17 protein-coding genes and 1 pseudogene are annotated in these 22,766 nt (G+C 61.7%); 7 read left to right on the top strand and 11 right to left on the bottom strand.

Annotated elements, in window-relative coordinates; all coding sequences use genetic code 11:
* The first annotated feature begins 31 nt into the window (after nucleotides 1–31).
* The 3 genes from glmU (at nucleotide 32) to GGR36_RS12435 (ending at nucleotide 2,699) form a co-directional block, all read left to right on the top strand.
* On the top strand, nucleotides 32–1,393 hold the full coding sequence (glmU, locus tag GGR36_RS12445) for a bifunctional UDP-N-acetylglucosamine diphosphorylase/glucosamine-1-phosphate N-acetyltransferase GlmU (RefSeq protein WP_183635065.1): 1,362 nt from the start codon (nucleotides 32–34) through the stop codon (nucleotides 1,391–1,393).
* On the top strand, nucleotides 1,390–2,223 hold the full coding sequence (locus GGR36_RS12440; RefSeq protein WP_183635064.1) for a transporter substrate-binding domain-containing protein: 834 nt from the start codon (nucleotides 1,390–1,392) through the stop codon (nucleotides 2,221–2,223). Before glmU ends, GGR36_RS12440 begins: the two co-directional genes overlap by 4 nt.
* An 80-nt stretch (nucleotides 2,224–2,303) precedes the next feature.
* On the top strand, nucleotides 2,304–2,699 hold the full coding sequence (locus GGR36_RS12435; RefSeq protein WP_183635063.1) for a GNAT family N-acetyltransferase: 396 nt from the start codon (nucleotides 2,304–2,306) through the stop codon (nucleotides 2,697–2,699).
* 41 nt (nucleotides 2,700–2,740) lie between these two features.
* Here the strand turns inward: GGR36_RS12435 and GGR36_RS12430 are convergent, their stop codons facing one another.
* Nucleotides 2,741–3,235: an Lrp/AsnC family transcriptional regulator gene (locus GGR36_RS12430; protein WP_183635062.1), complete on the bottom strand. Its 495-nt coding sequence runs from the start codon at nucleotides 3,233–3,235 to the stop codon at nucleotides 2,741–2,743.
* 141 nt (nucleotides 3,236–3,376) lie between these two features.
* Here GGR36_RS12430 and glmS point away from each other — a divergent pair, with 141 nt between their 5' ends.
* Entirely contained in the window at nucleotides 3,377–5,203 is a 1,827-nt protein-coding gene (glmS, locus tag GGR36_RS12425) for a glutamine--fructose-6-phosphate transaminase (isomerizing) (protein WP_183635061.1), read from the top strand.
* A 544-nt stretch (nucleotides 5,204–5,747) separates the two neighbouring features.
* Here glmS and GGR36_RS12420 read toward each other — a convergent pair.
* From GGR36_RS12420 to GGR36_RS12395, 6 genes are all read right to left on the bottom strand, one after another.
* Entirely contained in the window at nucleotides 5,748–7,379 is a 1,632-nt protein-coding gene (locus GGR36_RS12420; RefSeq protein WP_242533257.1) for a DUF1254 domain-containing protein, read from the bottom strand.
* 116 nt (nucleotides 7,380–7,495) lie between these two features.
* Nucleotides 7,496–8,389, bottom strand: a complete 894-nt coding sequence (locus GGR36_RS12415) for a transporter (protein WP_183635060.1) — start codon at nucleotides 8,387–8,389, stop codon at nucleotides 7,496–7,498.
* Nucleotides 8,390–8,444: 55 nt separating this feature from the next.
* Nucleotides 8,445–9,716, bottom strand: a complete 1,272-nt coding sequence (locus tag GGR36_RS12410; RefSeq protein ID WP_338086687.1) for an anaerobic sulfatase maturase — start codon at nucleotides 9,714–9,716, stop codon at nucleotides 8,445–8,447.
* 132 nt (nucleotides 9,717–9,848) lie between these two features.
* Nucleotides 9,849–12,203: an arylsulfatase gene (locus GGR36_RS12405; RefSeq protein WP_183635058.1), complete on the bottom strand. Its 2,355-nt coding sequence runs from the start codon at nucleotides 12,201–12,203 to the stop codon at nucleotides 9,849–9,851.
* A 91-nt stretch (nucleotides 12,204–12,294) separates the two neighbouring features.
* On the bottom strand, nucleotides 12,295–13,110 hold the full coding sequence (locus GGR36_RS12400) for a hypothetical protein (protein WP_183635057.1): 816 nt from the start codon (nucleotides 13,108–13,110) through the stop codon (nucleotides 12,295–12,297).
* A 164-nt stretch (nucleotides 13,111–13,274) separates the two neighbouring features.
* Nucleotides 13,275–13,754 carry a hypothetical protein gene (locus GGR36_RS12395; RefSeq protein ID WP_183635056.1) on the bottom strand — a complete coding sequence of 160 codons (480 nt, stop codon included), beginning with the start codon at nucleotides 13,752–13,754 and terminating at the stop codon, nucleotides 13,275–13,277.
* Nucleotides 13,755–14,209: 455 nt separating this feature from the next.
* On the opposite strand from GGR36_RS12395, the gene GGR36_RS12390 reads away from it, so the two are divergent.
* Nucleotides 14,210–15,262 (top strand): AraC family transcriptional regulator, encoded by a 1,053-nt coding sequence (locus tag GGR36_RS12390; protein WP_183635055.1) that lies wholly within the window; start codon nucleotides 14,210–14,212, stop codon nucleotides 15,260–15,262.
* Nucleotides 15,263–15,702: 440 nt separating this feature from the next.
* Here GGR36_RS12390 and GGR36_RS12385 read toward each other — a convergent pair whose 3' ends face one another.
* Nucleotides 15,703–16,230, bottom strand: coding sequence for a hypothetical protein (locus GGR36_RS12385; RefSeq protein WP_183635054.1), 528 nt, complete (start codon nucleotides 16,228–16,230; stop codon nucleotides 15,703–15,705).
* A 148-nt stretch (nucleotides 16,231–16,378) separates the two neighbouring features.
* Here GGR36_RS12385 and GGR36_RS21925 point away from each other — a divergent pair.
* A pseudogene (locus GGR36_RS21925) lies at nucleotides 16,379–16,604 on the top strand (IS3 family transposase); the annotation flags it as partial.
* Between the two features lie 212 nt (nucleotides 16,605–16,816).
* Here GGR36_RS21925 and GGR36_RS12380 read toward each other — a convergent pair.
* The 3 genes from GGR36_RS12380 to GGR36_RS12370 form a co-directional block, all read right to left on the bottom strand.
* Nucleotides 16,817–19,099, bottom strand: a complete 2,283-nt coding sequence (locus tag GGR36_RS12380; RefSeq protein WP_183635053.1) for a DUF1631 family protein — start codon at nucleotides 19,097–19,099, stop codon at nucleotides 16,817–16,819.
* 227 nt (nucleotides 19,100–19,326) lie between these two features.
* Nucleotides 19,327–19,710 (bottom strand): hypothetical protein, encoded by a 384-nt coding sequence (locus GGR36_RS12375; protein ID WP_183635052.1) that lies wholly within the window; start codon nucleotides 19,708–19,710, stop codon nucleotides 19,327–19,329.
* Between the two features lie 734 nt (nucleotides 19,711–20,444).
* Nucleotides 20,445–21,350: a LysR substrate-binding domain-containing protein gene (locus GGR36_RS12370; RefSeq protein ID WP_183635051.1), complete on the bottom strand. Its 906-nt coding sequence runs from the start codon at nucleotides 21,348–21,350 to the stop codon at nucleotides 20,445–20,447.
* Nucleotides 21,351–21,711: 361 nt separating this feature from the next.
* Between GGR36_RS12370 and GGR36_RS12365 the strand changes: the two genes are divergently transcribed.
* Complete coding sequence (locus GGR36_RS12365) at nucleotides 21,712–22,692, top strand: glycoside hydrolase family 53 protein (protein ID WP_183635050.1); 981 nt, start codon at nucleotides 21,712–21,714, stop codon at nucleotides 22,690–22,692.
* The last annotated feature ends 74 nt before the right edge of the window (nucleotides 22,693–22,766 follow it).

Below are 22,766 nucleotides of genomic sequence, written 5' to 3'. Positions count from 1 at the left end.
CCCCGCCATCCCTTATTCCGAAAGGCCTTCCATGCATGTCGTCGTTCTCGCTGCCGGCCAAGGCAAGCGTATGCGTTCAGCGTTGCCAAAAGTGTTGCAGCCGCTCGCCGGGCGCCCCTTGCTTGGGCATGTGCTCGACACCGCGCGCGCACTCGGCGCGGAAAAGCTGTGCGTGGTGTACGGCCACGGTGGCGAGCAGGTGCGGGCGGCGCTGGACGCACCCGACCTGGCGTGGGCCTTGCAGGCCGAACAACTCGGCACCGGCCACGCGGTGGCGCAGGCGCTGCCGCATCTGCCCGAGTCCGGCCCGGTCCTGATCCTGTATGGCGATGTGCCGCTGACACGTCGTGAAACGCTGGCCGGGTTGATCGAAGCGGCAGGCACTTCGGGCTTCGCGTTGCTCACCGTCGACATGGCAGATCCGACCGGTTACGGCCGCATCGTGCGCGACGCGTCGCACCGCGTGGCGCGTATCGTCGAGCACAAGGATGCGAGCGAGGCCGAACGCACGATCCGTGAAGTGAATACCGGCATCATCTGTTGTCAGGCACAGCACCTGCGCGGCTGGCTCGGCAAGATCCGCAACGACAACGCGCAGGGCGAGTATTACCTGCCGGACGTCATCGCGATGGCGGTCGCTGACGGCATCGAGGTGAAGACCTCGCAGCCCGTCGCGGTGTGGGAGACCTTGGGCGTCAACGACAAGGCCCAGCTCGCCGAACTCGAGCGCCTGCACCAGAAGAACCTTGCGCAGGCCCTGCTCGTGGCAGGCGTGACGCTGATCGACCCGGCGCGCATCGATATCCGTGGCACGTTGGAGACGGGTCGCGATGTCGAGATCGACGTGAACTGTGTGTTCGAAGGTGCGGTGGTGCTGGGGGATGGCGCCAAGATCGGCGCCAACTGCGTCCTGAAGAATGTGACTGTCGCGGCCGGTGCCGTGATCCACCCGTTCAGTCACCTCGAAGGTGCAGAAGTGGGAGCCAAGAGCCTGATCGGCCCCTTCGCGCGCCTGCGCCCGGGCACCAAACTTTCTGAGGATGTTCACATCGGGAATTTCACCGAAGTGAAAAACAGCACCATTGCTGCGCACTCGAAGGCGAATCACCTCGCCTACATCGGCGATGCGGACATAGGTAGCAAGGTGAACGTGGGCGCGGGCACGATCACCTGCAACTACGACGGCGCGAACAAGTTCCGCACCGTCATCGAAGACGAAGTCTTCATCGGTTCCGATACGCAACTCGTGGCTCCGGTGCGCGTCGGCAAGGGGGCGACGCTCGGTGCAGGTACGACGCTGACCAAGGACGCGCCGGCCGGCCAGCTGACGCTCTCGCGTGCCAGGCAGTTGACCGTGCCGGGCTGGCAACGACCAGTCAAGAAGGCAAAGTGATCGCCAGAATGCGTCAGGCTTTGCTCGCGTTCAGCGCTGCAGTTGCGCTGTTCGGACAAGGCGTGGTGCGGGCTGATGGCGGCTGCCGTCAGGCCTACGAACTGCCTTTCCCCTTGTACGGCGAAGTGTTGGTGCGCGAGGCTGACGGGCGCCTGAGTGGTTACGCATACGATCTGGTTGCCGAGCTGGCGCGGCGCAGTCAGTGCTCGCTGAGCGTGACGGATGTGCCTGCGGCGCGCTTGCAGGCGATGCGCAAACAGGGAGAGATCGCGCTGCTGCCGTTTTCGGCCGAACGCGCCCCGGCGCCGGGCTATCGCTTCATCGCGACCGACAGCGTGGTGCACGACATGCTGGTCAACGTGCAGCGTGCGCCTCAGCCGCTCACGGTCGACGCGGTCATCGCCGACAAGCGGCTCGTTTTCGGGCGTGTGCGCGGCATTCAGTATGGCGCCGAAATCGATGCACTGTTCAACCAGCTCGGCCCGACCCGGGTCGACGAGTCGAGCTCGATCGATGATCTGTTGAGGAAGCTCGCCGCAGGCCGCATTGATGCGGCCTTGCAGTCGCCCTTGGCGTATCACCGCAAGCTGAATGCGCTGAAATCGATGGCTCGGATCGAGGTGCTCGAATACGCTGGCGCGCCGCCGCAAGTGGTGGGGTGGACCTTGTTGTCGCCGCCGCTTGATCCGCAAGATGCGCAACTGCTCGGTCGCAGCATTCAGGGCATGTACGAAGACGGCACGACAACGAAGATCCTTGCACGCTACATCGGCGAGGCCAAGGCAAAGCGTGCCCGCCTGCCGCGCCGCGCGCGCGAGTCCGCGCCGTGAGCGGAGAATCCAGCGGGCTTCGCTATGAACCCGCCTGTGCCGCGGATTTCGAAGCGCTCGCCACAATCCGCATCGCGGCCATGAGAGAAAGCCTTGAACGCATCGGTCGCTTCGATGCTGTCCGCGCGCGCGATCGCCTGGCTGCGAGCTGGGTTCCCGCGCTGACTCGTCATATCGTCAGTGACGGTGAGCGGGTCGGTTTCTTCATGCTGCGTCGTGCCGATCACGCGCTGGTGCTGCAGCACTTGTACCTTGTGCCCGCGGTGCAAGGTCGCGGTATCGGCAGCGCGGTGATGAAATCGCTGATCGGCGAAAGTGTGCGATCCGGTTTGCCGCTGCGGGTAACCGCCTTGCGCGATAGCCCTGCGAATGCGTTCTACCTCAGGCACGGGTTCGTCCGCTGCCACAGCGAGGAATTCGATGTCGATTACGTGAGGGCGCCGGATGCGTGCGACCAAGCTTCGTCATCACGCTGAGGTCGTTACCGCTACACGCTGCGTATGCGATGCAGACCCGCTCATGCAGCGGGGGGCAGGTGGATCGCCGGCGAGAACTTGCTGCGTTTGAGCGAGAAGAAAGTGCGCACATTCCGCACATGCGCGTTGCCCGCGAACAGGCGGTGTGCGGCCGCCTGATACGCGGCCATGTCGGCGACCTGAAGGATCAGCACGAAGTCCGGGCCGCTTGAAACGCGGTAGCACTGTTGTACCTCCCGCGCGCTGTCGGCCGCCGCTTCAAAAGCAGTGAGTTGCTCGTTCGACTGGGTTTCGAGCGTTACCTCGACAATTGCAGTAAGGCCGGCGCCGAGATGGTCAGGCGACAGGATCGCCACCTGCCGTTCGATGACGCCAAGCTTGACCAGGCGCCGCACCCGCCGCAGGCATGTCGCCGGTGAGACATGAACCTGCTCCGCCAAGGCGTGATTGGTCAATGCGGCATCGCGCTGCAACTGTTCAAGGATTCGCAGCTCCGTCGCATCCAGCGCAAGCCCTGCTTTGTCTGATTCATTCATCGCGAAGCTCGGAGTGAAATAAAATTGCACGTATCGTGGTGCGTGAAAGATTCTTGCTCTTTGGTGTGAGATTTGCAAACCCATTGCGCGTAACGCCGCCTATAGTTCCGGCATCTCTACCAAGCAAACACGGAGTGCTCCATGTGCGGCATCGTCGGTGCAGTGTCTCAACGCAATATCGTTCCGATCCTGGTTGAAGGCCTCAAGCGGCTTGAGTACCGCGGCTACGATTCTTGCGGCGTCGCGGTCCATCAGGATGGGGCCCTGCGGCGCGCCCGCAGCACCTCGCGCGTGGCTGAACTGGATGCGCAGGTGGCGGCCGAGAAGGTCGAGGGCTTCACCGGTATTGCGCATACCCGCTGGGCAACCCACGGTGCGCCTGCGGTGCATAACGCGCATCCGCATTTTTCGCGCGACCGGATCGCGCTGGTCCACAACGGCATCATCGAGAACCACGACGAACTGCGTGCCGAACTCAAGGCCAAGGGCTACGTTTTCGATAGCCAGACTGATACCGAGGTCATCGCGCATCTGGTCGACTCGCTCTACGACGGCGATCTGTTCGATGCCGTCAAGCGTGCGACCGCGCGCCTTAAGGGGGCCTACGGGATTGCGGTGTTCTGCCGCGATGAGCCACACCGCGTCGTCGGTGCGCGTGAGGGCTCGCCAATGGTCTTGGGCGTGGGGAAGGGCGAGAACTTCGTCGCCTCCGATGCGATGGCGTTGGCCGGCGTGACCGACCAGATCATCTATCTGGAAGAGGGCGACGTCGTCGATCTTCAACTCGGCAAGTACTGGATCGAGGCACGCGCGAAAGAGGGTTTCGTACGGGTCGAACGCCCGGTGCGCACCGTGCACGCCCATACCGGCGCCGCCGAATTGGGCCCGTATCGCCACTTCATGCAGAAGGAGATCTTCGAACAGCCGCGCGCGGTGGGGGACACCCTGCAGGGCATTGAAGCGATTACGCCCGACTTGTTCGGCGAAGGGGCAGAAGCCATCTTCAAGGGGATTGACTCTGTGCTGATCCTCGCCTGTGGCACCAGCTACTACGCTGGCTCGACTGCGAAGTACTGGCTCGAATCGATCGCGCAGATCCCGACCAACGTGGAGATTGCAAGCGAATACCGCTATCGCGACAGCGTGCCCAACCCCAACAGCCTGGTCGTCACGATCTCGCAATCCGGCGAGACTGCCGACACCATCGCCGCGCTGAAACACGCACGCGGCCTCGGCATGGCAAACACGCTGACGATCTGCAACGTATCGACTTCTGCGATGGTGCGCGAGTGCAAGCTCGCCTACATCACCCGCGCCGGTGTCGAGATCGGTGTCGCATCCACAAAGGCTTTCACTACCCAGCTCGCGGGCCTGTTCCTGCTCACGCTCGCACTCGCCAAGGTGCGCGGAAAACTCTCTGCAGAGGCCGAGGCAACGCACCTCAAAGCCATGCGTCATCTGCCGGTTGCATTGCAAGCGGTGCTCGCGCTCGAACCCCAGATCATGGCCTGGTCAGAAGAGTTCGCAAAGAAACAGAACGCGCTTTTCCTCGGCCGTGGCCTGCACTACCCGATCGCGCTCGAAGGGGCTCTGAAGTTGAAGGAGATCTCCTACATCCACGCCGAGGCCTACCCGGCGGGCGAACTCAAGCATGGCCCGCTGGCATTGGTTGATGCGTCCATGCCGGTTGTTACGGTGGCGCCGAACGATGCCCTGGTCGACAAGCTCAAGAGCAACATGCAGGAAGTGCGCGCCCGCGGCGGCGAGCTCTACGTATTCGCCGATGCGGACACCCACATCGAGAGCGAATCCGGCATCCACGTGATCCGCATGCCGGAGCACTACGGGCCGCTCTCACCGATCCTTCACGTCGTGCCACTGCAACTGCTCGCGTATCACACCGCCTGCGCCCGCGGTACTGACGTCGACAAGCCAAGAAACCTCGCGAAGAGCGTTACGGTCGAGTGAATCAAAGGGAACGTGTTCTGATTTTGTTCCCGGCAATTAAAGTCGAAAACTAAACAATAAAGTCGAAAACTAGCTCTCCGCAGGAAAAACCCGCCGAAGTCATGTGCCGCAAGACGTTGGCGGGTGCTGGGTGACAAAAACCTTTCAAGGCTGCAGGCGGAAATAAAGTCGAAAACTAGGCTGAGCCTGCGATCCGGAGAAGGAAACCTGGATCTGACGCGGCCTGAGGGCGCGTGCGTCGCGTAACAGGCCAGCAAAGCCGTCGGTGCAACGTCGTACCCGACGGCATAAGGCTGTAAGCGGTCAGATGCACATCGCCAGTCGAGGGCAGGGCTCGACCCAAAGCGGACGTTCAATCTTTTCACGGCAACCGCGGCTCCGCAGCGGTTGCCGTCATTGGGCGAACGTGACTCTGCAACAACACCAAGCCACTAAGCGGTCGTTGAAACGAGCCTACGACTAACGATCGGTGCCCAAACGAAGCCAGCCCAACTAACGGCGCGTTATCGCCATCAGTTGGGCTGGTCGTTGCGTGGGTCCTGGCTTACTTGATCAACTCAATCTCGCTTGGCCGCCATGTCTTGTCGAACCAAGGTTGCAGCGGCCCGTAGAGGCGCAGAAGGGTATTCCATCCCTTGCCGGGAATGGTTTGCACCCAGTTGTTCTCCTTGCCAGCGGGGGCCTTCGGTCCAAAGTAGACATCGACCGAGCCGTCCGGATTGATCAACACCGTCTTGTTCTGGCTGGTGACGGCAGGCCATTTTTGGTCGGTCTGGAGCATTGAGCGGGTCTGGTTGTCATAAAGAATGACCGACCAGAACTGCTTGACAGGGATGTTCGGCGGCAGATGCAGCTTGTAATTCTTGCCTCCGTCGAACGGGCGACCGTTGGCGTCCACAAAAGCCGCCATGTACTGCGAGCCCTCACCGACGGTCTTCGAATCCATCGCAGGCGTCACACCGGTGGCATAGAAGAAGAACGCGGAGTAGGCATCGAGTACCCGCGCGCCGTCCTGCTCAAACTTGTAGCCGCCATAGAAACCCGAGCGCCACGCGCTGTTGGGGTAGTAGTAGCTCTCCTTGATCCGGAAGCGGCTATTGATGGCACGCGCCGTGGCATCGCCGACCAATGCAGCCTCGGTCAGGATCTTCTTCATGCGCGCATCGGGCGCAAAAGGCTTGCCCTTCTGGATGCCGATCGATGCGTACAGGCCAAGCGTGACCGGATCGATCGATTCGGTCGGCTCTTCCTGCACCACCTGGTTCAGGTAATCCCAGAATGGATAGTCCGCCGGCGCCAAGGTGCTGAAATCCTTCCCGGAGACGTGCACGAATTTGACCGGCGGTGGATTCGCAGCGTCCTTCAGGAGATAGATCTTGGTGTGCTTCTCGACGACGTCCACGCCCGGCTTCGGATCACCATCAACGAGGAAGGAGCGCCACGGCACCCAGACGCTGAAGGTCGCAGGGCGCACGACGAAGTAACCCGCCGGGACTTCGCCCGTGTAGCCAGGCGGCAGGATCAGATACTTGCCACCCTTGCCCTTGTCAGGTCCAACCAGGCCGATATCGGTGACAAAGCTGTACCACATGTCATCCATCAGCCCGAGCACATTCGGCGGTACTTCGAGGACTAGCGGCCCGCCGCGCAGGTCCAGCCAGAACCACGTGTATGGCGTGTTGTTGTTGGGCGTGAGGAACAGGGACTTAGAGTCCATGCGATCCTCGAAGATCGGTACGGTCGTGTTGATCGGCCCGAGTTCAGCGATCCCCTTGCGATTGGCCAGTTGATTGACCGGCGCGAGCCCCAGCAGATACGCCTGCACGGCGCGTTGGAAGTCGAGATTGTCGTAGAGCTTTTCAACCGTCGCGTCGTCAGGGAAGCCGTCGAAGAACTTCAAGGTGCCCAAGCGGGTCGCGACCTTGTCTGGTATGGCGACGCCGGCCGGAACCTCGGTCGTCATCTTCATCTTTGGCGGTTTCTTCGCTTCTGCCGGGCTTGCAGCCAATACGCAAGCGAGCACACCAGCGAGCACTGCCATCATGGGTTTAGTCTTCATTTGCATCTCCTCCTCGAACTTGTACGTAATACGTGTCGTCGTTGCCAACTCAGCGCCGACGTAGAGGGCACCTGAATGCTGCAGACGGAAGCAACAATGGATGCCGGTTCTGCTCAAATTGGTGATCTGCTTAGCGCGCAGCCCCGGCCTCCGTAATGGGTTGGCCCTGTGCGGCTTGATGCATTAATCCGATGTCCTTTTGACTGGCACTCACTGCGTGCGTATCCGGACAGTCAAAGTCCTCCTCCCCAACGGGTCTGCAATGCCAGGCTCAGAAGACTCATGTTGTTTCCCGTTCGGGCATATACCCCATCACTCGCCGACAACTTCAATGAATAGTGGCGACCAATCGGCACCGAAAAGGCGGCACCGATGCGCCAGTTTTCCTGGCGGTCATCATCAGCCACGTCGTTGACGTAGGTCCGACCGCCGCCGTAGTACGTCGCGCTGATGGATGCCCATACCGCAGTGGCAAAGTTATAGACGCCGTGCACCTGTACCGAATAGAGCGGATCTTGCCGACGCGTGCTGCCCCCATAGAAATTGGTATTCCGCGTAAACAGGGTGACCGCGCCCGCCAGCTCAAGCGATAGCGGCCCCAACGCCTTGGAGAGCCCAAGCTCGGGCTTGAAACTCCAGCGGTTGCTGCCAAGGTTGACCACGTATGCCGGGTCGTAGCTGCCCGTCGGGGCCGTGATCTGCAGGCTCGTCCCGACAATCAGGTCGGGCTCAAACCGCGCAAACTCCGGCAAGATCAGTGGCGGTGCCCCCTTCAGGTTCAACGCCAGGCGGACTACCGAATCGGTGAAACCATGTTGTTCGCGGTCGGTTCGCTGGCCGGCATATTCCGCATTGCCCGACATCCGTGCATAGGGCAGCGCCAGATCAATGCGCCCCGTCTGGCCCTGAAACTCGAATGCGTGCGCATACGCTACAACGGTCGTCCAAACATCCAACTCCGGATTCCGGACCGGAAGCGCCGCATCAAAGGCGATCCCTCCCCGAGTGTGGCTGGCGCCGACAATCAGAAAGTTCATGCCGACCGGCAGATTTGCATAGTTGCGCGGTTCGAGAGACTGCGCATGGCAGCACTGAATGGCCAGTGCCCCGAACACGACCAGGATCAACGCTCGGCACAGTGATCTGAAACGCCTCATGTCGCGGCCTCGCAGGTCGAAGATCTCAGACTGACCCGCCGGAGGGCGGGCTCGCCTTGGCGTTCATGCCCATCGTGACGGCACTGCCTTCACGCGGTGGCGCTTTCGTGATGATCAAGGGGCCTTTGGTTGCCTCCATCACCGCCGAGGCGGGAAGGTCGTTCTCGATCAAGGTCGCCATGGCACGCAGGTACTTGCGGATATGCTTGAAGAACTTCTTGTAGCCCGCACACAAGTAATGGAGCCCGGGCTCGCCGTCCGGCGTCATCGCGAAGCGGTGCTTCGGGCAGCCGCCCCAGCAGGCTTCCTTCACCTCACAAGTACGGCAGTACTGCGGCAACGTCGCTTCCTTGTGCGGGCCAAAGCCGGACGCCACCGAACGATCGACCATCGCCTCAAGCGAATCACGCATCACATTGCCAAGCCGATATTCCGGATAGACATAGTGGTCGCACGCAAACACGCTGCCATCGTGCTCCATCGCCACTGCTCGCCCGCATTGCTTCGCGAAGATGCAAACAGGTGATGATTCGCCGAGCCACGCAGTCAGCGCCCATTCAAAATTCATGACGAAGACCGAACCGACGTCGTTGCGCACCCATTCTTCGTAGATCGCAATCAGGAAGTCGCCGTAGGCCTCAGGCTCGACGGTCCACGGTGTAACGCGCGCATTTGGCTCCTGGCGATCAAGGACCGACGGGCGGGCGAGCCAGAGTTTGATTGCCTTGGTTTCGGCATCGGGCTCCCGCTCCACGATCGGCGTGAATTGAACGAAGTTGATGCCCGCTGCCTTGAAGAATCGATAGACCTCTAGCGGGTGCTGTGCCGTCTCCCTGCCGACACAGGCGAGTGCGTTGAACTCGACCCCGTGTTGCTGCAGCAGACGAACACCGGCCATGACGCGCTCGAAAGTGCCAGCACCGTGGCGATCCTTGCGGTAACGGTCGTGGATGGCCTGCGGGCCATCGAGGCTGATCCCGATAAAGAATTCGTTCTGCTTGAAGAACCTGCACCATTCGTCGTTCAGATGCAGCCCGTTGGTTTGCAGCACGTTACGGATCTCACGCTGCGCACGGAAAGGCTGCTGCAACTCAACGACGCGGCGGAAGAAGTCAATGCCCAGCAGCGTCGGTTCACCGCCGTGCCAGACGAACTCCACCACCGGGGTGGATTGCGCGGCGACGTATTCCTCTATGTATTTCGCAAGTACCGCCTCGGGCATCTTGAACTGCTCGCTACCCGGGAAAAGCGCTCGCTTCTCAAGGTAAAAGCAGTAATCGCACGCGATGTCGCACACTGCGCCGATCGGTTTGGCGAGTATGTGGATTCCGGGCTTACCGCCAACAGCGGACGCATTCGTCAAATCTGCCCCCTGAACCTTGAAGGCCGGAGATCCCCCTGCAGGGAATCCCCGGCAGCACTGCGGGTGTTACTTCACTTCAATCGTCAGCTTTGGAATGCGGCCGGTGAAACGTGACTTCGCCTCGGCACCAATCGACTCCACCACGGGGGTTCCCAAGTCGATGCCAACATCCGCCGTTTCGTCGGCCGAGAACAAGCCCGCCTCGGTCGCGGGGATGCGCCCTTCTGCGACCTTCTCGCCATTGACGAAGAGGGCGCCCTGCCCACCCTTGCCCTGGCCGCCGCCGTCGTAGTCGAACTGGAAGCGCAGCGTCGACTTTCCGGCCGCGAGCTTCTTCGGTGCCTTGATCGACGTGTGCTGCATGCCGAGGAAGTTGTAATCGTAGGCAGGCACGCCATCCTTGACGTACAAGGACCAACCGCCGAAGCGCCCGCCTTGCGCAAACACCGTCCCGTTGCCGCCAGATGCGTCGACTTCAACCTCGGCGGTGATCACGCTGGAGCGGTTCTTCACGTTCAGGAAGACGCCTTCCATCATCCCGGTCATACCCTGTGCCAGTGAGATCGACTTACGCCCACGCATCACGTCCGGTCGGCCAACCGTCTCACCGTTCAAGCGTTCAAAGACACGATCGTCCATGGGCAGCACGCTGTACTTCGCGGCTTCCTTGAGGTACAGCTTCTGCATCTCGGCAAGCTTCTTCGGGTTCTTTGCGGCGAGGTCATCTGCAAGGCTGAAGTCGGCGTGAACGTCATACAGTTCCCACGCGGAATTGTCAGACAGCGCACGACGCGGCTTCGCCTCCCACGGGGCGCGGTGAATCGTGCGAGCGAACCATCCATCGTGGTAGATCGCACGGTTGCCGGCCACTTCGAAATACTGTGTCGTGTGGCGTTCCTTTGCCTTCGGTGCGTCGAACGAATAGACGAAGCTCGTGCCCTCCATGGGAATCTGCTTCACGCCATTTACGCTCTTCGGCACTGGCAGCCCCGTCGCCTCCAACACGGTTGGGACAACATCGATCACATGGCTGAATTGCGTACGCACTTCGTTCCGCGTTGTGATGCGCTTGGGCCAGCTCACAACCATGCCGTTGCGTGTTCCGCCAAAGTCAGACGGCACCTGTTTCATCCACCCGAACGGCGAATCGAATGCAACCGCCCAACCAGCCGACATGTGCGGGTAGGTCTCAGGCCCGCCCCATTGGTCGATCTTCTTGAGCATGTCCGGCACGGTTTCCTGCACACCGTTGAAATAGGTGTACTCGTTGAACATGCCGCTCTGGCCGCCTTCGCCACTGGTACCGTTGTCACCTGCGATGTAGACGACCATCGTGTTGTCGGCCTGCCCCACATCCTCGAAGGCCTTGAGCATGCGGCCGATCTCATGGTCCGCGTATTCGGCGTAGGCGGCAAAGACTTCGGCCTGGTGCGCGAACAAGCGCTTTTCATCGGCCGATAGCGTGTCCCAATCTTTGAGCGCCGACGGTTTCGGCGCAAGCCGGGTTCCCGGTGGCACGACGCCCATCTGGATCTGCTTCGCCAGCGTTTCTTCCCGGATCTTGTCCCACCCCTGGTCGAACTTACCCTTCCAACGTTCGATCCACTCCTTCGGAACATGGTGCGGCGCGTGGGTCGCCCCTGGCGCGAAGTAAACGAAGGACGGCCGATCCGGCGCGAGCGCTTTCTGATGCTTGATCCATGCCACCGCCTTGTCCGTCATGTCGGACATGAAGTGGTAGTTGGGATCATTGGGCAATTCCACCTGTGCGGTGCCGTCATACAGATACGGCGCCCACTGGTTGGTCTCGCCCCCCAGGAAGCCGTAGAACTTGTCAAAGCCCTGGCGCGTGGGCCAACGATCAAACGGCCCGGCGATACTGGTTTCCCACGCTGCGGTTTCGTGCCACTTACCAAATGCCGCCGTGCTGTAGCCGTTGAGTCGCAAGACTTCTGCGAGCGGCGCCGCGTTGCTTGGCACCTGGCCGGTCGCACCCGGCAACGAAGTCGCCATCTCGGTGATGAACCCCATGTTCACCGAGTGGTGGTTACGGCCAGTCTTGAGTGCGGCGCGGGTGGGTGACGACAGCGCCGTAGTGTGGAAGTTGTTGTAGCGCAGACCGCTTTCGGCAAGGCGATCGAGCGCCGGCATGTTGATCGGTCCGCCGAAGGTACTGGGTCCGCCAAACCCGATGTCATCTAGGAGGATGATCACCACGTTTGGTGCCGCCTGCGGCGCCTTCACCTCAAACAGGGCCGGCGACTTGACGTTGCGCGCGTCGACTTCCGTGTACTTTGGGCGCTTCGGTTCGGCGATCGGCAATACCGACCGATCGATTGCCGTCTGCGCAACGGCGCCCGTCGCACACAGCGACGCCACCGCGGGCGCCAGGGTTCGGTAAACCTTAGTCCTGCGTGTCATTGCGCGACCCCTCCATTCATTGTTAGAGCGGTCCGAACGGCAGGCCTGGCGATCAACAGCCAAATCTTGCGTTCGGCCAAGTTGAACACCTTTACCAATGGAACACCGCCGCAAAAGCAGGGCCACCGAATGTCAGGCTGCGAAGCGCTTTCCCTTCGGTAAATTGGTAGTCGAGATAGCGCCAGGAGGCCACCACGTCGCCCCAAGCAAAGGAGTAACCGAGCCCCGTCATGGCTTGCCAAGTCAGGTCAGCGTCGCCGCCTCCGACATCGACATAGAAGGGGATGAACCACCTGCGGCCTTCTCCGAACGCATATCGGCCTTTGGCGCCGAGAATCGCGTCCCAGCTCTTGATACCGGCCGCTCGATTGCCAGCGCGATCCAGCACTGGAACGGATGCCACGTTGCCCGCAAGCGCCCAGCCCAAGGATTGATCGAGATCCAGCATCCGCGCGCCCATCACCAGGTCGACGTTCAGTTCCGGCCTCGCTTCAGTATGGAAATAGGCGGCCAAGGTCCACACCGTCCCCTTGAGGCTGTAATCCGCGTTGGCAGTGGCGTCGGCGGGCAAGCCAGCAGGCCCGATCGTCAAGGCGCGGGTCTGCGACTTCGTGCCACCGACATCCATGTAGAGCAGATCTGTGAACCCGCCCCATTCGCCCTTGCGAACGTCTAACGAACCCATGAAGACGCCGTTCAGATTGTCGAGCAGTTGATCGATGTCGACGCTCGCCTCACCGCCACCCGTATTCGGCGGCACCGAAAAGGCCGACGTGCCCGATATCGTCGGGAGATAGGCGTAGATTCCGCCCGTTACTGACCACGCGTCGGCGTTGCTTGCCAACGTACATGTCGAAAAGGCCGCACAGCACAGAGACAAGGCGGTAAAGGCAGAACGGGCAGACATGTCAGTCACTCCCTTAAAGAGCGTTGAGGCCTATCGGCCCCTGCGCGAGTTCCGCGCGACAAACCAGACTCTTGGGGCCGGTCATCCGGCAGACTTCATCTTTGCGCCGAGCTTGAGCGCGCCGCGGCGTCCGATGAAATCCATTGCGTATGGCGCAAAGAGTCCTACTTGATCGTGTAACCGCGCCCTTCCAGACATGCCGAACGGGCCTTGTTGAAGGCGGCAGTCTGGTTCTGCTGCTGCGTTGCTTGTTGCTGAGCCGCCTGCTGCTGCGCCGCGGCCTGCTGCTGGCTGGCTTGGCGCTTGGCGCCACGTTGCGCGGCCCCGCCTGCTACCGCACCAGCCACTGCCGCGTCACCCGTGTCGTGATCCGTAATGGCCGCCACCGTTGCCCCGGCTGCCGCCCCCCTTACCCGCGCGCCACTTGGTTTAGGCGCTGGCGGCGGTGCTGCGGCGGTGGTCGGTGCAGGCGGCGGTTTGGCCGGGTCATATCCAGTCTGCCCCACGGCCCAGGTGTAGCACTCCGCTTCGTCCTTCTTCTGCTGCTCAGCCGACTGCCCTTTTGCCGGATACACATAGGTTTGCGCGGATGCCGACAGGCTGACGAGCAGCATCACGGCGCAAAGGCCAAGTCCAATTCGCATAGTTCGGTCCTCGATCTCTCGGCACCCTTTGACCAGCTCTCTGTAACGGACGCTGGTCGGAATGCCACGGAATGCCATGTGGGGAGCAACCTCCGGATACCGCGATGAAGCGTTCCAATCATTTCACTGATATAGAGGACTTGTTGGACATTTTGCGACACCGATGGGCCGCAATTGATCTGCGTCCAATGCTCCGTTCGCAGACAACGCAAAGTGAGCGGGCGACGACGACAGCGAAGTCCCGCAAGCACGAGCAGGCATTGTCGGAAGCACCCTGTGGCTCGCGCGGCACCTTGTCTTGTCGTTCAGGGCATATAACCCGGCGCATTCGTCGGTCGACGCCGCGCGTTGCGCTGCGACCACAAGGCACATCGTGCGCATGGAGCACGCTCCCTGAATGCAATGATCGATCCGGCCCAAACAGGCGCCTCATGGCGCCAGCTTAGGGAACAGGCATGGACGCACGTGTCAGCCCCGCAATGCGGCTCGCGCCCCGCGAAGGGCAGTTGCGCGTCAGCATCATTGCTTACCTGCCAGGCGCCTTGCGGGGACTTGGCATCGACCCCGAGCCTCTGCTCGCCGCGCGATCGCTGACAGAGACTGATCTACGTGATCAGGACCGCTACCTGGACTACGACACCGTCGGTTGGCTGTTGAGCCAGGGCGCGCACATCTCAGGGCGCCCGGATCTCCCGCTACTCATTGCCAGCCAGGGCGGAACGCGTGATCTCGGCCCCGTGGGCCGCTTGATGTGTACTGCGCCGGACGTACGATCGGCACTGAAACGTCTGGTCGAATCGATGCACGCTCATGACACCGGCGCCGTTGTAGCGCTCACGATCGAAGGCGAACTCGCGTACCTTTCCTACGGCATCTACATGCCCAATTGCCCGGGCTGCGAGCAGTTGAACGCTGGGGCGATCCTGATGGCTTACAGGCTACTCAGAGAGATCTGTGGCCCGCGATGGAGGCCGCTCGACATCCGTCTGTCATGCCGCCGCCCGGATCAGCCTCACCTGTTCAGCCAGCATTTCGGGGCCACCAGCATCCGTTATCAGTCTGAAGTTTCCGCCGTCGTTTTCTCGACAGCCTGGCTGGATTGTCCGAACGCGCTGGCGAGTCAGGGGAACGTACGGGTGAATGCACCGGAACCCGTAGAACACGTGACCCCTGCCCCCATCGACGAGCGGCACTTCGCTCATCGACAGCTCAGGACGATGATTCTCACCAACCACACGCCATGCCAAGCTTCGCTGGCCAGCGCGCTCGGCGTCCATGAACGGACCTTGAACCGAATCTTCCAGCGTTACGCCACCACGTTTCGAAAGGAGCTGACTACAGCGCGGATGGACGTGGCATCCCAGCTTCTGTGTGATACGGACCTCACGGCCGGGCAGATCGCCACATATCTTGGCTATTCCGACTGCAGCGCCTTTGGGCGCGCCTTCAGGAGAGCGTGCGGCGTCTCGCCAGATGTATGGCGCCACCGGAAAATGAGTTCCGCCTGATCCTGTTGAATAGGGCCACTCGGCATGTAGACGATGTACGCACTGCAGTCAGGCGCGGCCCGAGACCAACGTTTCCGAATAGATGGAACAAGAGCGAACTTGCAAACCGCAAGGCGTGATCGGATTCTGGCGGCGCAACCGTTCCGATTTGCATGTTGCGGTGAGCGCGCTAATAAGAGACTGGCAACGAAATCGTCGCAAGACTCCACCGCGGCGTTCGCTCCCAGAAAACAGCAGGACGGCCGCCAGAATGTTTGCTTCGCAGCTGCTATTTCTGGCCGCTGCTGACGGACAGCTTTCGCCAGACATAAAGCGCGCCTGTCGTCAGGCCCTGGGGCCGCATCCAAGCTGAACGGACCAATCGGCACTCGACCTCAAAGGACTGCTCTTTGGCCGGCTGCGGTCATTCGGCCGCTGACATCCAAGAGTCGAATGCGTTTCTAGCGAAGAATGGCTTTAACCCGGTCCTTTTCGGTGGAGTTCATGTCAGCGATCAGATTATTGTGCGCCCCGCCAATATGACTTCTGCAGGCTGTCCAATGGATAGCAAAGTCCGAATCTGACTCGCCTGAGAACTCTCTAATGAGTGCATCAATGATGGTTGAAAGGCGAATGGCCTGGTGAAGATCTCTTGTTCTCACGACATATTCGTTTGGCGCAATCTCGAGGAGCGCGATGAGAGGCCTCTGCTGCCACGAAGTTCTTCCATCTCTTTCTACGTATTTGTGAGATCGGTCTAGATCTGTCAGGGTATCCATGTTCGTCACGAGGAAGTGCTCGTTGACGATATCGCCCTTGTGTTTTTCTTCAATTAACTCGTCGTAATACGTCCCGCTATCTAGCAAAGCGGCCGTTGAGGTGCCGGTGTATAAGCCATTGCTCGGAACGTAGAACTTCGCATCACACTTGAGGCTAATCTTGTCGTTGACTTGCAGATAGCCGTGCCCGTTCACGAAGACCTGTTTCATGATCTCTCCCCTCTTCAGTCGGCTGTGTACTCGATGATCTTCCCCGGTTTTGGGCTGCGGTTGATTTCGATCAACGCGAAGCATTGATCCAATGAGTGGGTGATGAGGATACGAAACGAGCGATTGGGGTCATTGGGCTCCAAGGAGCGATAGCCAGGACAATGTACTTGCTGAGACGACCAACGGCCCCTGCAAGACAGGTGATTCGCCGCAGTGGTCCATGGAAGACCAAACAGAGCGCGGAAACAGCAACGCTCGAATGGGTAGCGCGGTTCGACCATCATCGGCTGATGGGTCCGCTGGGGCACGTCCCTCCATCCGGATTCGTAACCCATTGCCATCGTCAACGCGCCGGTCAGGCCGCGACCGTCTGACTTAATGCCGATGGCCTCCGCGATACTCGGGGCGATTCAGTTTTGCGCAGGCAACGGAGCCCAGGTTCTTACCGGCGTTCGGCACGGCGCACAGCGCCATCCAGGTGCCCGATCGGGCCATGGCGGACGACGCTTGGGGCTAGCGCGAAGGCAGGCCCGACACGTGAGCCCCGGGTCCCGCGAGTGGCTAATTGGCGGCAATGCAGTGTTGATCAAGCCGTGTGCGCGACGACCTGCTCTGCCGTGAGCGCGCTTGCTGCGGTCGAAGCGACTCGCGTCAGGGCGCCCCTTGCGATGCTGGCCGTGGTTTCCTCTTGCTCGGCAAAGAATGTCTGCACGTGGCGAACAATCAAGGCGAAGCGCGGGCCGCTGTAGATGAGGCGCGCCTGGTCTTTGATCAGCAGACTCACCAAGTGGCGACGAGGCATGGCGACCGCTTTGCCCTCCTGAGCCGACGTGAGTAGAAGCACGCCGGTGCTCTCGTCATTCCAGTCGATTTGCCGCAGGACCTCGGAACCGTCGTCTTCAATCAGTGCAATCCAGTCGCCAGGGGCGAGCGCGCGAACGGCGCCGACGGCTTCCTTTGCGTTTCGGTCCATCGGTATCGGATATGCCGGTTCGGTGAGCACTTGCAGCGCGAAGTGCCCGTGCTGGTAGCTACGCGTCGGCTCATCCTCTCCTGCGCCAAATGGCTCGGCAAGCGCCTCGGCGAGGGAGGGGACAAAGCCCTGCAGAGCCTGTTTCTGCAGCGCCACGAGTTGGGCGAGTGGCTTGGCCCACTGGGTTGGCGGAAGCGGGCTGGTGTCGAGTTGAATTGTCACGCGTTCGATCAGTGTCGGCAGCTCAGCCTGAAGCGAGAGTCGTTCGGATGCTGGCAGACCCGGTGTCATGGTGTGGCAGATGCGCTCCGCCATCGCGACCAGGATGCCGGTCTCGCGATCCTGCGCACCTTCCAGCAGGGCGGCCTCGACGAGCGGCGTCCAGACATTTACAAGGAAGTCTTGCAACGCCATCGGCATCGGTGCTGCAAGCAGCGGTTTCATCGTGCGGCGGGAGTGCCGTTTTGCCCAGGCCCGGCGCGACACAGCGACGACATGGCTACGAAGCGCAGCAATGGCAGTCTGTTCGACACGCGCCGCGGCAGTCAGGTGGCCTTCGAGCGTTGCGAGTGCGTCGGCGAAAGTGTTCGCACTGCAGCTGTCTTGCGCGGCCAGTCGACCAACGATTTCCTCCAGTCGCGCCCGTGTCGGGTTGTCATCGCAAGCGGCGCCATCGCAGCGCATGGCCGCGAAGATGAGGCGGTCAATGAATTTGCCCGCGGGGTGCTCGGGGTGAACAAAGAGGGTCTGATCCAGCAACGCAAGTCGCAGAACGGGCAGCTGCAATCGTGCAAGCAGGGGGCGGGCAACAGGCGGCAGATCCGGGTCGCAGAACAAGCCGGAGAATACCGACGCGAGCGTGAGGATGACGGAACGTGCCGCCTTGCCACTGGGGGTAATCGCCGCCTCGCGACGCAGTTGTTCGAGGAGCGCGGCCAACGGCACACTGCCTTCGCCGCCGAAGCTTTCAAGGCGTTCAAATACCTTGCACACGGCCGCTACTTCGCTCGTCGGAATGCGCGCTTGCGGCCCTTGCGCCCGCGCAGGCAGCGCATTGCCGACTGGCACTTTTTTCCACGGTGCGGGGCCATGCATGAAGCGCGTACGGCTGAGCTCTGGCAAGACGCCGCGATAGGCCAGTTCAGCGTTGAGTTCCTCGTAAATATGGAGAAGGGAGTCGGCGAGCCCTTGCGCAACTTCATGGGCGAAATGTGGACGAACCGCAGGCGGCAACTCTTCGCAGGCACGGACGAGCGCGACACTGATCCGTTGCGGGTTCTCCGGCTCATCGCGCGCTTCGGTCGATCCCGCTTGGCAGTGGAGTGCGTCGAGCCGCGATTTGAGTGTCGACCACGGCGCCTCGCAGTCTCGACCCAGCAGCGCAGAAATCTCGCTCGCAAGGTTCAGCAGACCGAGCTGGGTGCTGCTGAATACCGTCAATTCGCCGAACTGTTCATCATTCGCTTGCAAGAACAGTGGCCCTTGCAGGGCAAGTTCGAACCTCGCCATGAACTGGTCCCAGTACTGGTCAAGCGCGCTGCAGAATTCCGCCCGCTCTTGGCGCGCGGCTGCGCTTCGTGACCCCGGAGTGCGTTCGAGCAGCGCCATCAGCACGGGATTGCGGATTGCGCCAATGTGCTCACGCAATTGCGCCCGCAGGGCTGCTTGAATTTCGTAGATCAGATCTAGCTGCGGCGAAGGAGCCGGCGTCTTGAGAGGGAGGACCCCGGCGCAAGGTGCTTTCATGACAAGGCGTGCGCAGGCTTCAATCGTGCGTTGCGCAAGATCTTTCTCGAACCCGGACTGAGTCATCGCCGCCTGAATGCGGTCGGGAGCACAGCCGCGCGCAAGGTTGCTGGTTATCCAGTCTTGCCAGCGTTTGTCGAGGGTGTTCATTCAATCTGCATCCTGTGTTGTAAGTGCTGCGTGAAGCGCGCGGGTTGGTTGGCGTATTGGGGCCAAGCTGTTGCCCAAGGTTTGCGGGTGTGGGGCGCTCTCGCGCGCCGTACGATTGGCGGGTGCCTGTGGTGAAGTCGCTCTGGCATCTGCCGGAACCCTCTTCCAACCACCGGGGATGTCGCACATCCCGTCGGCGAACTCGGCGTCCTTGTCCGCATTGGCCTTCATCGCGCCCACCTGGACCGCCATCTGGTTTGCGATGCAAGCGGTCTCAAGGGTGATGCCATCGGCACCCAAGGAGACGCGGAGATTCCCGCCTGACCGGAGGTCGTGGCATCGCTCTTCGTCGCGCCGGTGATCGCGTAGCTGGCGTCGTTTGTGATGGCGACACATCCGTTGCCCGCCATGACCGAGACGAAGGTGGCGCCGCTGACAGCATTGCTCTTCTCCGCGGCGAAGGCGTTCGTGCGATAGGCCGCGTTACCGATACCCCAAGGGTAGAGATGGGGCGCGACATCGGTTGCCTCCGCCAGGCCGCAGGTGAGCATGGCGCTCACCATCAGGCTCGGTGCCAGAGGCGTGGCAAGCTGAGTGAAGGACTTCTTCATGGTCGAACGAATGGACGAACGTACGGGCGAACGAATGGATCGAATTGGCCTGGATGCATCCGTCGCCAAGACCGAGGCGGCAATGCGAAACGTGGCAAAAGCGACAAAAGTGTCAACGAGGGGACTTTAGACAGTCCGCCAATGACCCGGTACTGCTTGGGTGCTCGCCGATTCCGCAAAAGCGTTCATGAGGGTTCGCCCGACGAAGTCGTTTGCGTGATGCGCAATCACCCGCGCTCGGAGATGATTTGTCCATTCATCGCCGCTGCCGCGCGGGCCGGCGTCGATACGCGCTTCATCAGCGCCCGGCATCACCGGTAACGTGCGAAAGCGCTGCGCCGCTGGGGGCCGCCCTGCGGATCTTTGATCATTGACGAGATCGGCTATCTGCCCAAGAAGCGCGGGCGGCCCAGGCGACGCTCGCCGCCGCGTGGCGCGATCGGCTGCTGCTTTGCGCGCACATGGTGTCGAGTGGGGGCGAGCGCTGGCGGCTCAAGGCAGCCAGGACGGTCGACATGATCGGCGCGGCCATCGCGCGATTCGCCACCGCGCAGCCCGCGCGATCCCCCAAGCACTATGGGCTGGGCGGGCCAAGCCTGGCGCGCCCGCCGTAACGGAGGCGGCAGCAGTCCAGGAATGCCAGCGCAGCGCAATGCTGCGTCAATTTCAGGGTGTCATTGACACCAGGCAATGAGCCACGTGCACCGCACGGGTACCCACCCGGCCCCGCGTGCTCAGGCGTTTGCGACGCTGGGGGCGCTCTCGGAGAACATCCACTCGCGCAGGCAGGCAATGTTCTCGTTGTCCAGCATGCCGCTCCGGTAGGTGAGGTAATAGGTCAGCTGGAGCGAGCTGTTGACCTGCAGCGGGCTGACGAGGCGGCCGGCGGCGAGGTCGTACTCGACCAGCAGTGCTTGACCGAGGGCGATGCCGTGACCGTCGATGGCGGCCTGCAGCACCATGTGTGCGTCGCTCAGGACCATCGTCCGTGTGATCCCGGCCGGGTCGATGCCGGCCTCATGAAGCCACTGGTTCCAGCCCGGGAGGTGCGCGAAGCGCTGGGTGCTCCGGTCCAGCAGCAGCGTGTGTCCGGTCAGTTCGCGCACATGCTCGAAGCGGGTGGCGACCGAGGGGCTGCAGACCGGAAAGTAGCCGGTCGTGGCGAATCGTTCCGTTACCACGCCGGCCTCATTCGACTGACGATCGGTAATCAGCAGATCGAGTGCTTCCGTTGATTGCAGCTCGGGTTCGGTGACCACCTCGACGCGTAGCTCGGGGTAGGTGTTGAAGAAGCGGAACAGGCGCGGCACCAGCCACTTGCTGCCGAGCGCTGCGGGCACGCCGATGCGCAGGGGGCGCACCGCGTCCGACAGCAGCAGTTCGGTCGCCTGCTGCACCGAGCGGAAGGCGTCGCGGATCCGCGGCAGGTAGTTCTCGCCGGCGCCGGTCAGCAGCAACTGGTTGTTGCGCCGGTCGAAGAGCTTCAGACCGAGGAATTCTTCCAGCTGCTTGACCTGGTGGCTGACGGCCGCATTGGTCACGCACAGCTCTTCCGCCGCCCGCGTGAAGCTCATGTGGCGAGCGGCGACCTCGAATACGCGCAGGCCGTTCAGGGGTGGCAGTCGTTTCCGCGGGACCATACGTTCACACTGATTAAACGTTTCATTAAGTTTATGTAGTTTGCCATTCTTCGCGCGGCAGTCAAGCATTCTCTGCGCGCCAATCCGGTTTGGCGCAATCCTGAAAACCTTTTAACAACAATGAATAGCCGGGTCGCTCATGGTCATGGGTGTGGGCCGCGCATCATGGTTGAAGGTTTAAGCCACCCCATGGAAAGGAGGCGTCATCTGCTGCACCGCCGCGCACTGCGGCCACCACACGCGCCGGCCACGCGCGCTGTCTCGCATGTCGGTGCTGTGCACTGCGGCATGCGTCAAGGCGGATGGCATGGCCGGCAAGGAGAAACGGGCCCGCAAGGCGCCCGACGAGGAGACCAGAATAATGAAGATCCGAAAACTGCTGCTGGGTGGGCTGCTTGCCTGCCTGGTCGTACCGTGCATGGCGGCAACCTTTGCCAAGGGGGCCGATGTGAGCTGGGTGAGTCAGGAAGAGGCGGCCGGCTACAAGTTCTACAACAGCTCGGGTGTCGCGACCGACCCCTTCGTGCTGCTGAAGGGAATCGGCGTCAATGCGATCCGGCTGCGGGTGTGGGTGAACCCGGGCGATGGCTGGAACAACGGCGCCGACGTGCTGTACAAGGCCAAGCGCGCCGCCGCGCAGGGCATGCGCATCATGATCGACTTCCACTACAGCGACACCTGGGCCGATCCGGCGCACCAGACCAAGCCGGCGGCATGGACCAGCCACGGCTACGCTGACCTGAAGACCGACGTCTACAACCACACCTGGGGCATCCTCAACTACCTCAAGACCAACGGCATCACGGTCGAGTGGGTGCAGGTCGGCAACGAGATCAACAGCGGCATGCTGTGGCCCGAGGGCAGCACCTCGAACTTCACGCAGCTCGCCGGCCTGATCAACCAGGGCTACGCCGCGGCGAAGGCGGTATATCCGGGGTCCCTGGTCGTGCTGCATCTGGCCAACGGCTACAACAACACCGTGTTCCGCTGGTTCTTCGATGGCGTGAAGGCGGCCGGTGCGAAGTGGGATGTGATCGGCATGTCGCACTATCCGGCGGCCGCGAGCTGGTCGAGCTACAACACGCAGCTCGCGACCAACATGAGCGACATGGTGTCGCGCTACGCCAAGCCGGTGATCATCAGCGAGGTGGGCATGGACTGGCAGCAGGCCGCCACCGCGAAGAGCATGCTCGCCGACCTGATGGCCAAGGTGCAGGCGCTCGGCAGCAACGGACTCGGCGTTTTCTACTGGGAGCCGGAGGCCTACCCAGGCTGGCAGGGCTACACGATGGGTGCGCTGAACGGCTCCGGCCAGTTCACGCAAGCGCTCGATCCGTACTGAGCCGTTTCTTGACGCACGGGGCGACCAGCCCCGGCATGACCGCGCCGGGGCCGCAGCAAGCGGCGCCGGTGCCG

The organism is Niveibacterium umoris, assembly GCF_014197015.1.
Taxonomy (GTDB): domain Bacteria; phylum Pseudomonadota; class Gammaproteobacteria; order Burkholderiales; family Rhodocyclaceae; genus Niveibacterium; species Niveibacterium umoris.
The sequence above is the reverse complement of the archived record's forward strand: the minus strand, read 5'-3'. Positions and strand labels throughout refer to the sequence as shown.

Coding starts and splice junctions, on each gene's coding strand:
- GGR36_RS12405 (WP_183635058.1), bottom strand. CDS start 12,203: ATGACACGCAGGACTAAGGTTTACCGAACCCTGGCGCCCGCGGTGGCG.
- GGR36_RS12370 (WP_183635051.1), bottom strand. CDS start 21,350: ATGGTCCCGCGGAAACGACTGCCACCCCTGAACGGCCTGCGCGTATTC.
- glmU (WP_183635065.1), top strand. CDS start 32: ATGCATGTCGTCGTTCTCGCTGCCGGCCAAGGCAAGCGTATGCGTTCA.
- GGR36_RS12400 (WP_183635057.1), bottom strand. CDS start 13,110: ATGTCTGCCCGTTCTGCCTTTACCGCCTTGTCTCTGTGCTGTGCGGCC.
- GGR36_RS12430 (WP_183635062.1), bottom strand. CDS start 3,235: ATGAATGAATCAGACAAAGCAGGGCTTGCGCTGGATGCGACGGAGCTG.
- GGR36_RS12365 (WP_183635050.1), top strand. CDS start 21,712: ATGAAGATCCGAAAACTGCTGCTGGGTGGGCTGCTTGCCTGCCTGGTC.
- GGR36_RS12380 (WP_183635053.1), bottom strand. CDS start 19,099: ATGAACACCCTCGACAAACGCTGGCAAGACTGGATAACCAGCAACCTT.
- GGR36_RS12435 (WP_183635063.1), top strand. CDS start 2,304: ATGAGAGAAAGCCTTGAACGCATCGGTCGCTTCGATGCTGTCCGCGCG.
- GGR36_RS12390 (WP_183635055.1), top strand. CDS start 14,210: ATGGACGCACGTGTCAGCCCCGCAATGCGGCTCGCGCCCCGCGAAGGG.
- GGR36_RS12375 (WP_183635052.1), bottom strand. CDS start 19,710: ATGAAGAAGTCCTTCACTCAGCTTGCCACGCCTCTGGCACCGAGCCTG.
- GGR36_RS12385 (WP_183635054.1), bottom strand. CDS start 16,230: ATGAAACAGGTCTTCGTGAACGGGCACGGCTATCTGCAAGTCAACGAC.
- GGR36_RS12395 (WP_183635056.1), bottom strand. CDS start 13,754: ATGCGAATTGGACTTGGCCTTTGCGCCGTGATGCTGCTCGTCAGCCTG.
- glmS (WP_183635061.1), top strand. CDS start 3,377: ATGTGCGGCATCGTCGGTGCAGTGTCTCAACGCAATATCGTTCCGATC.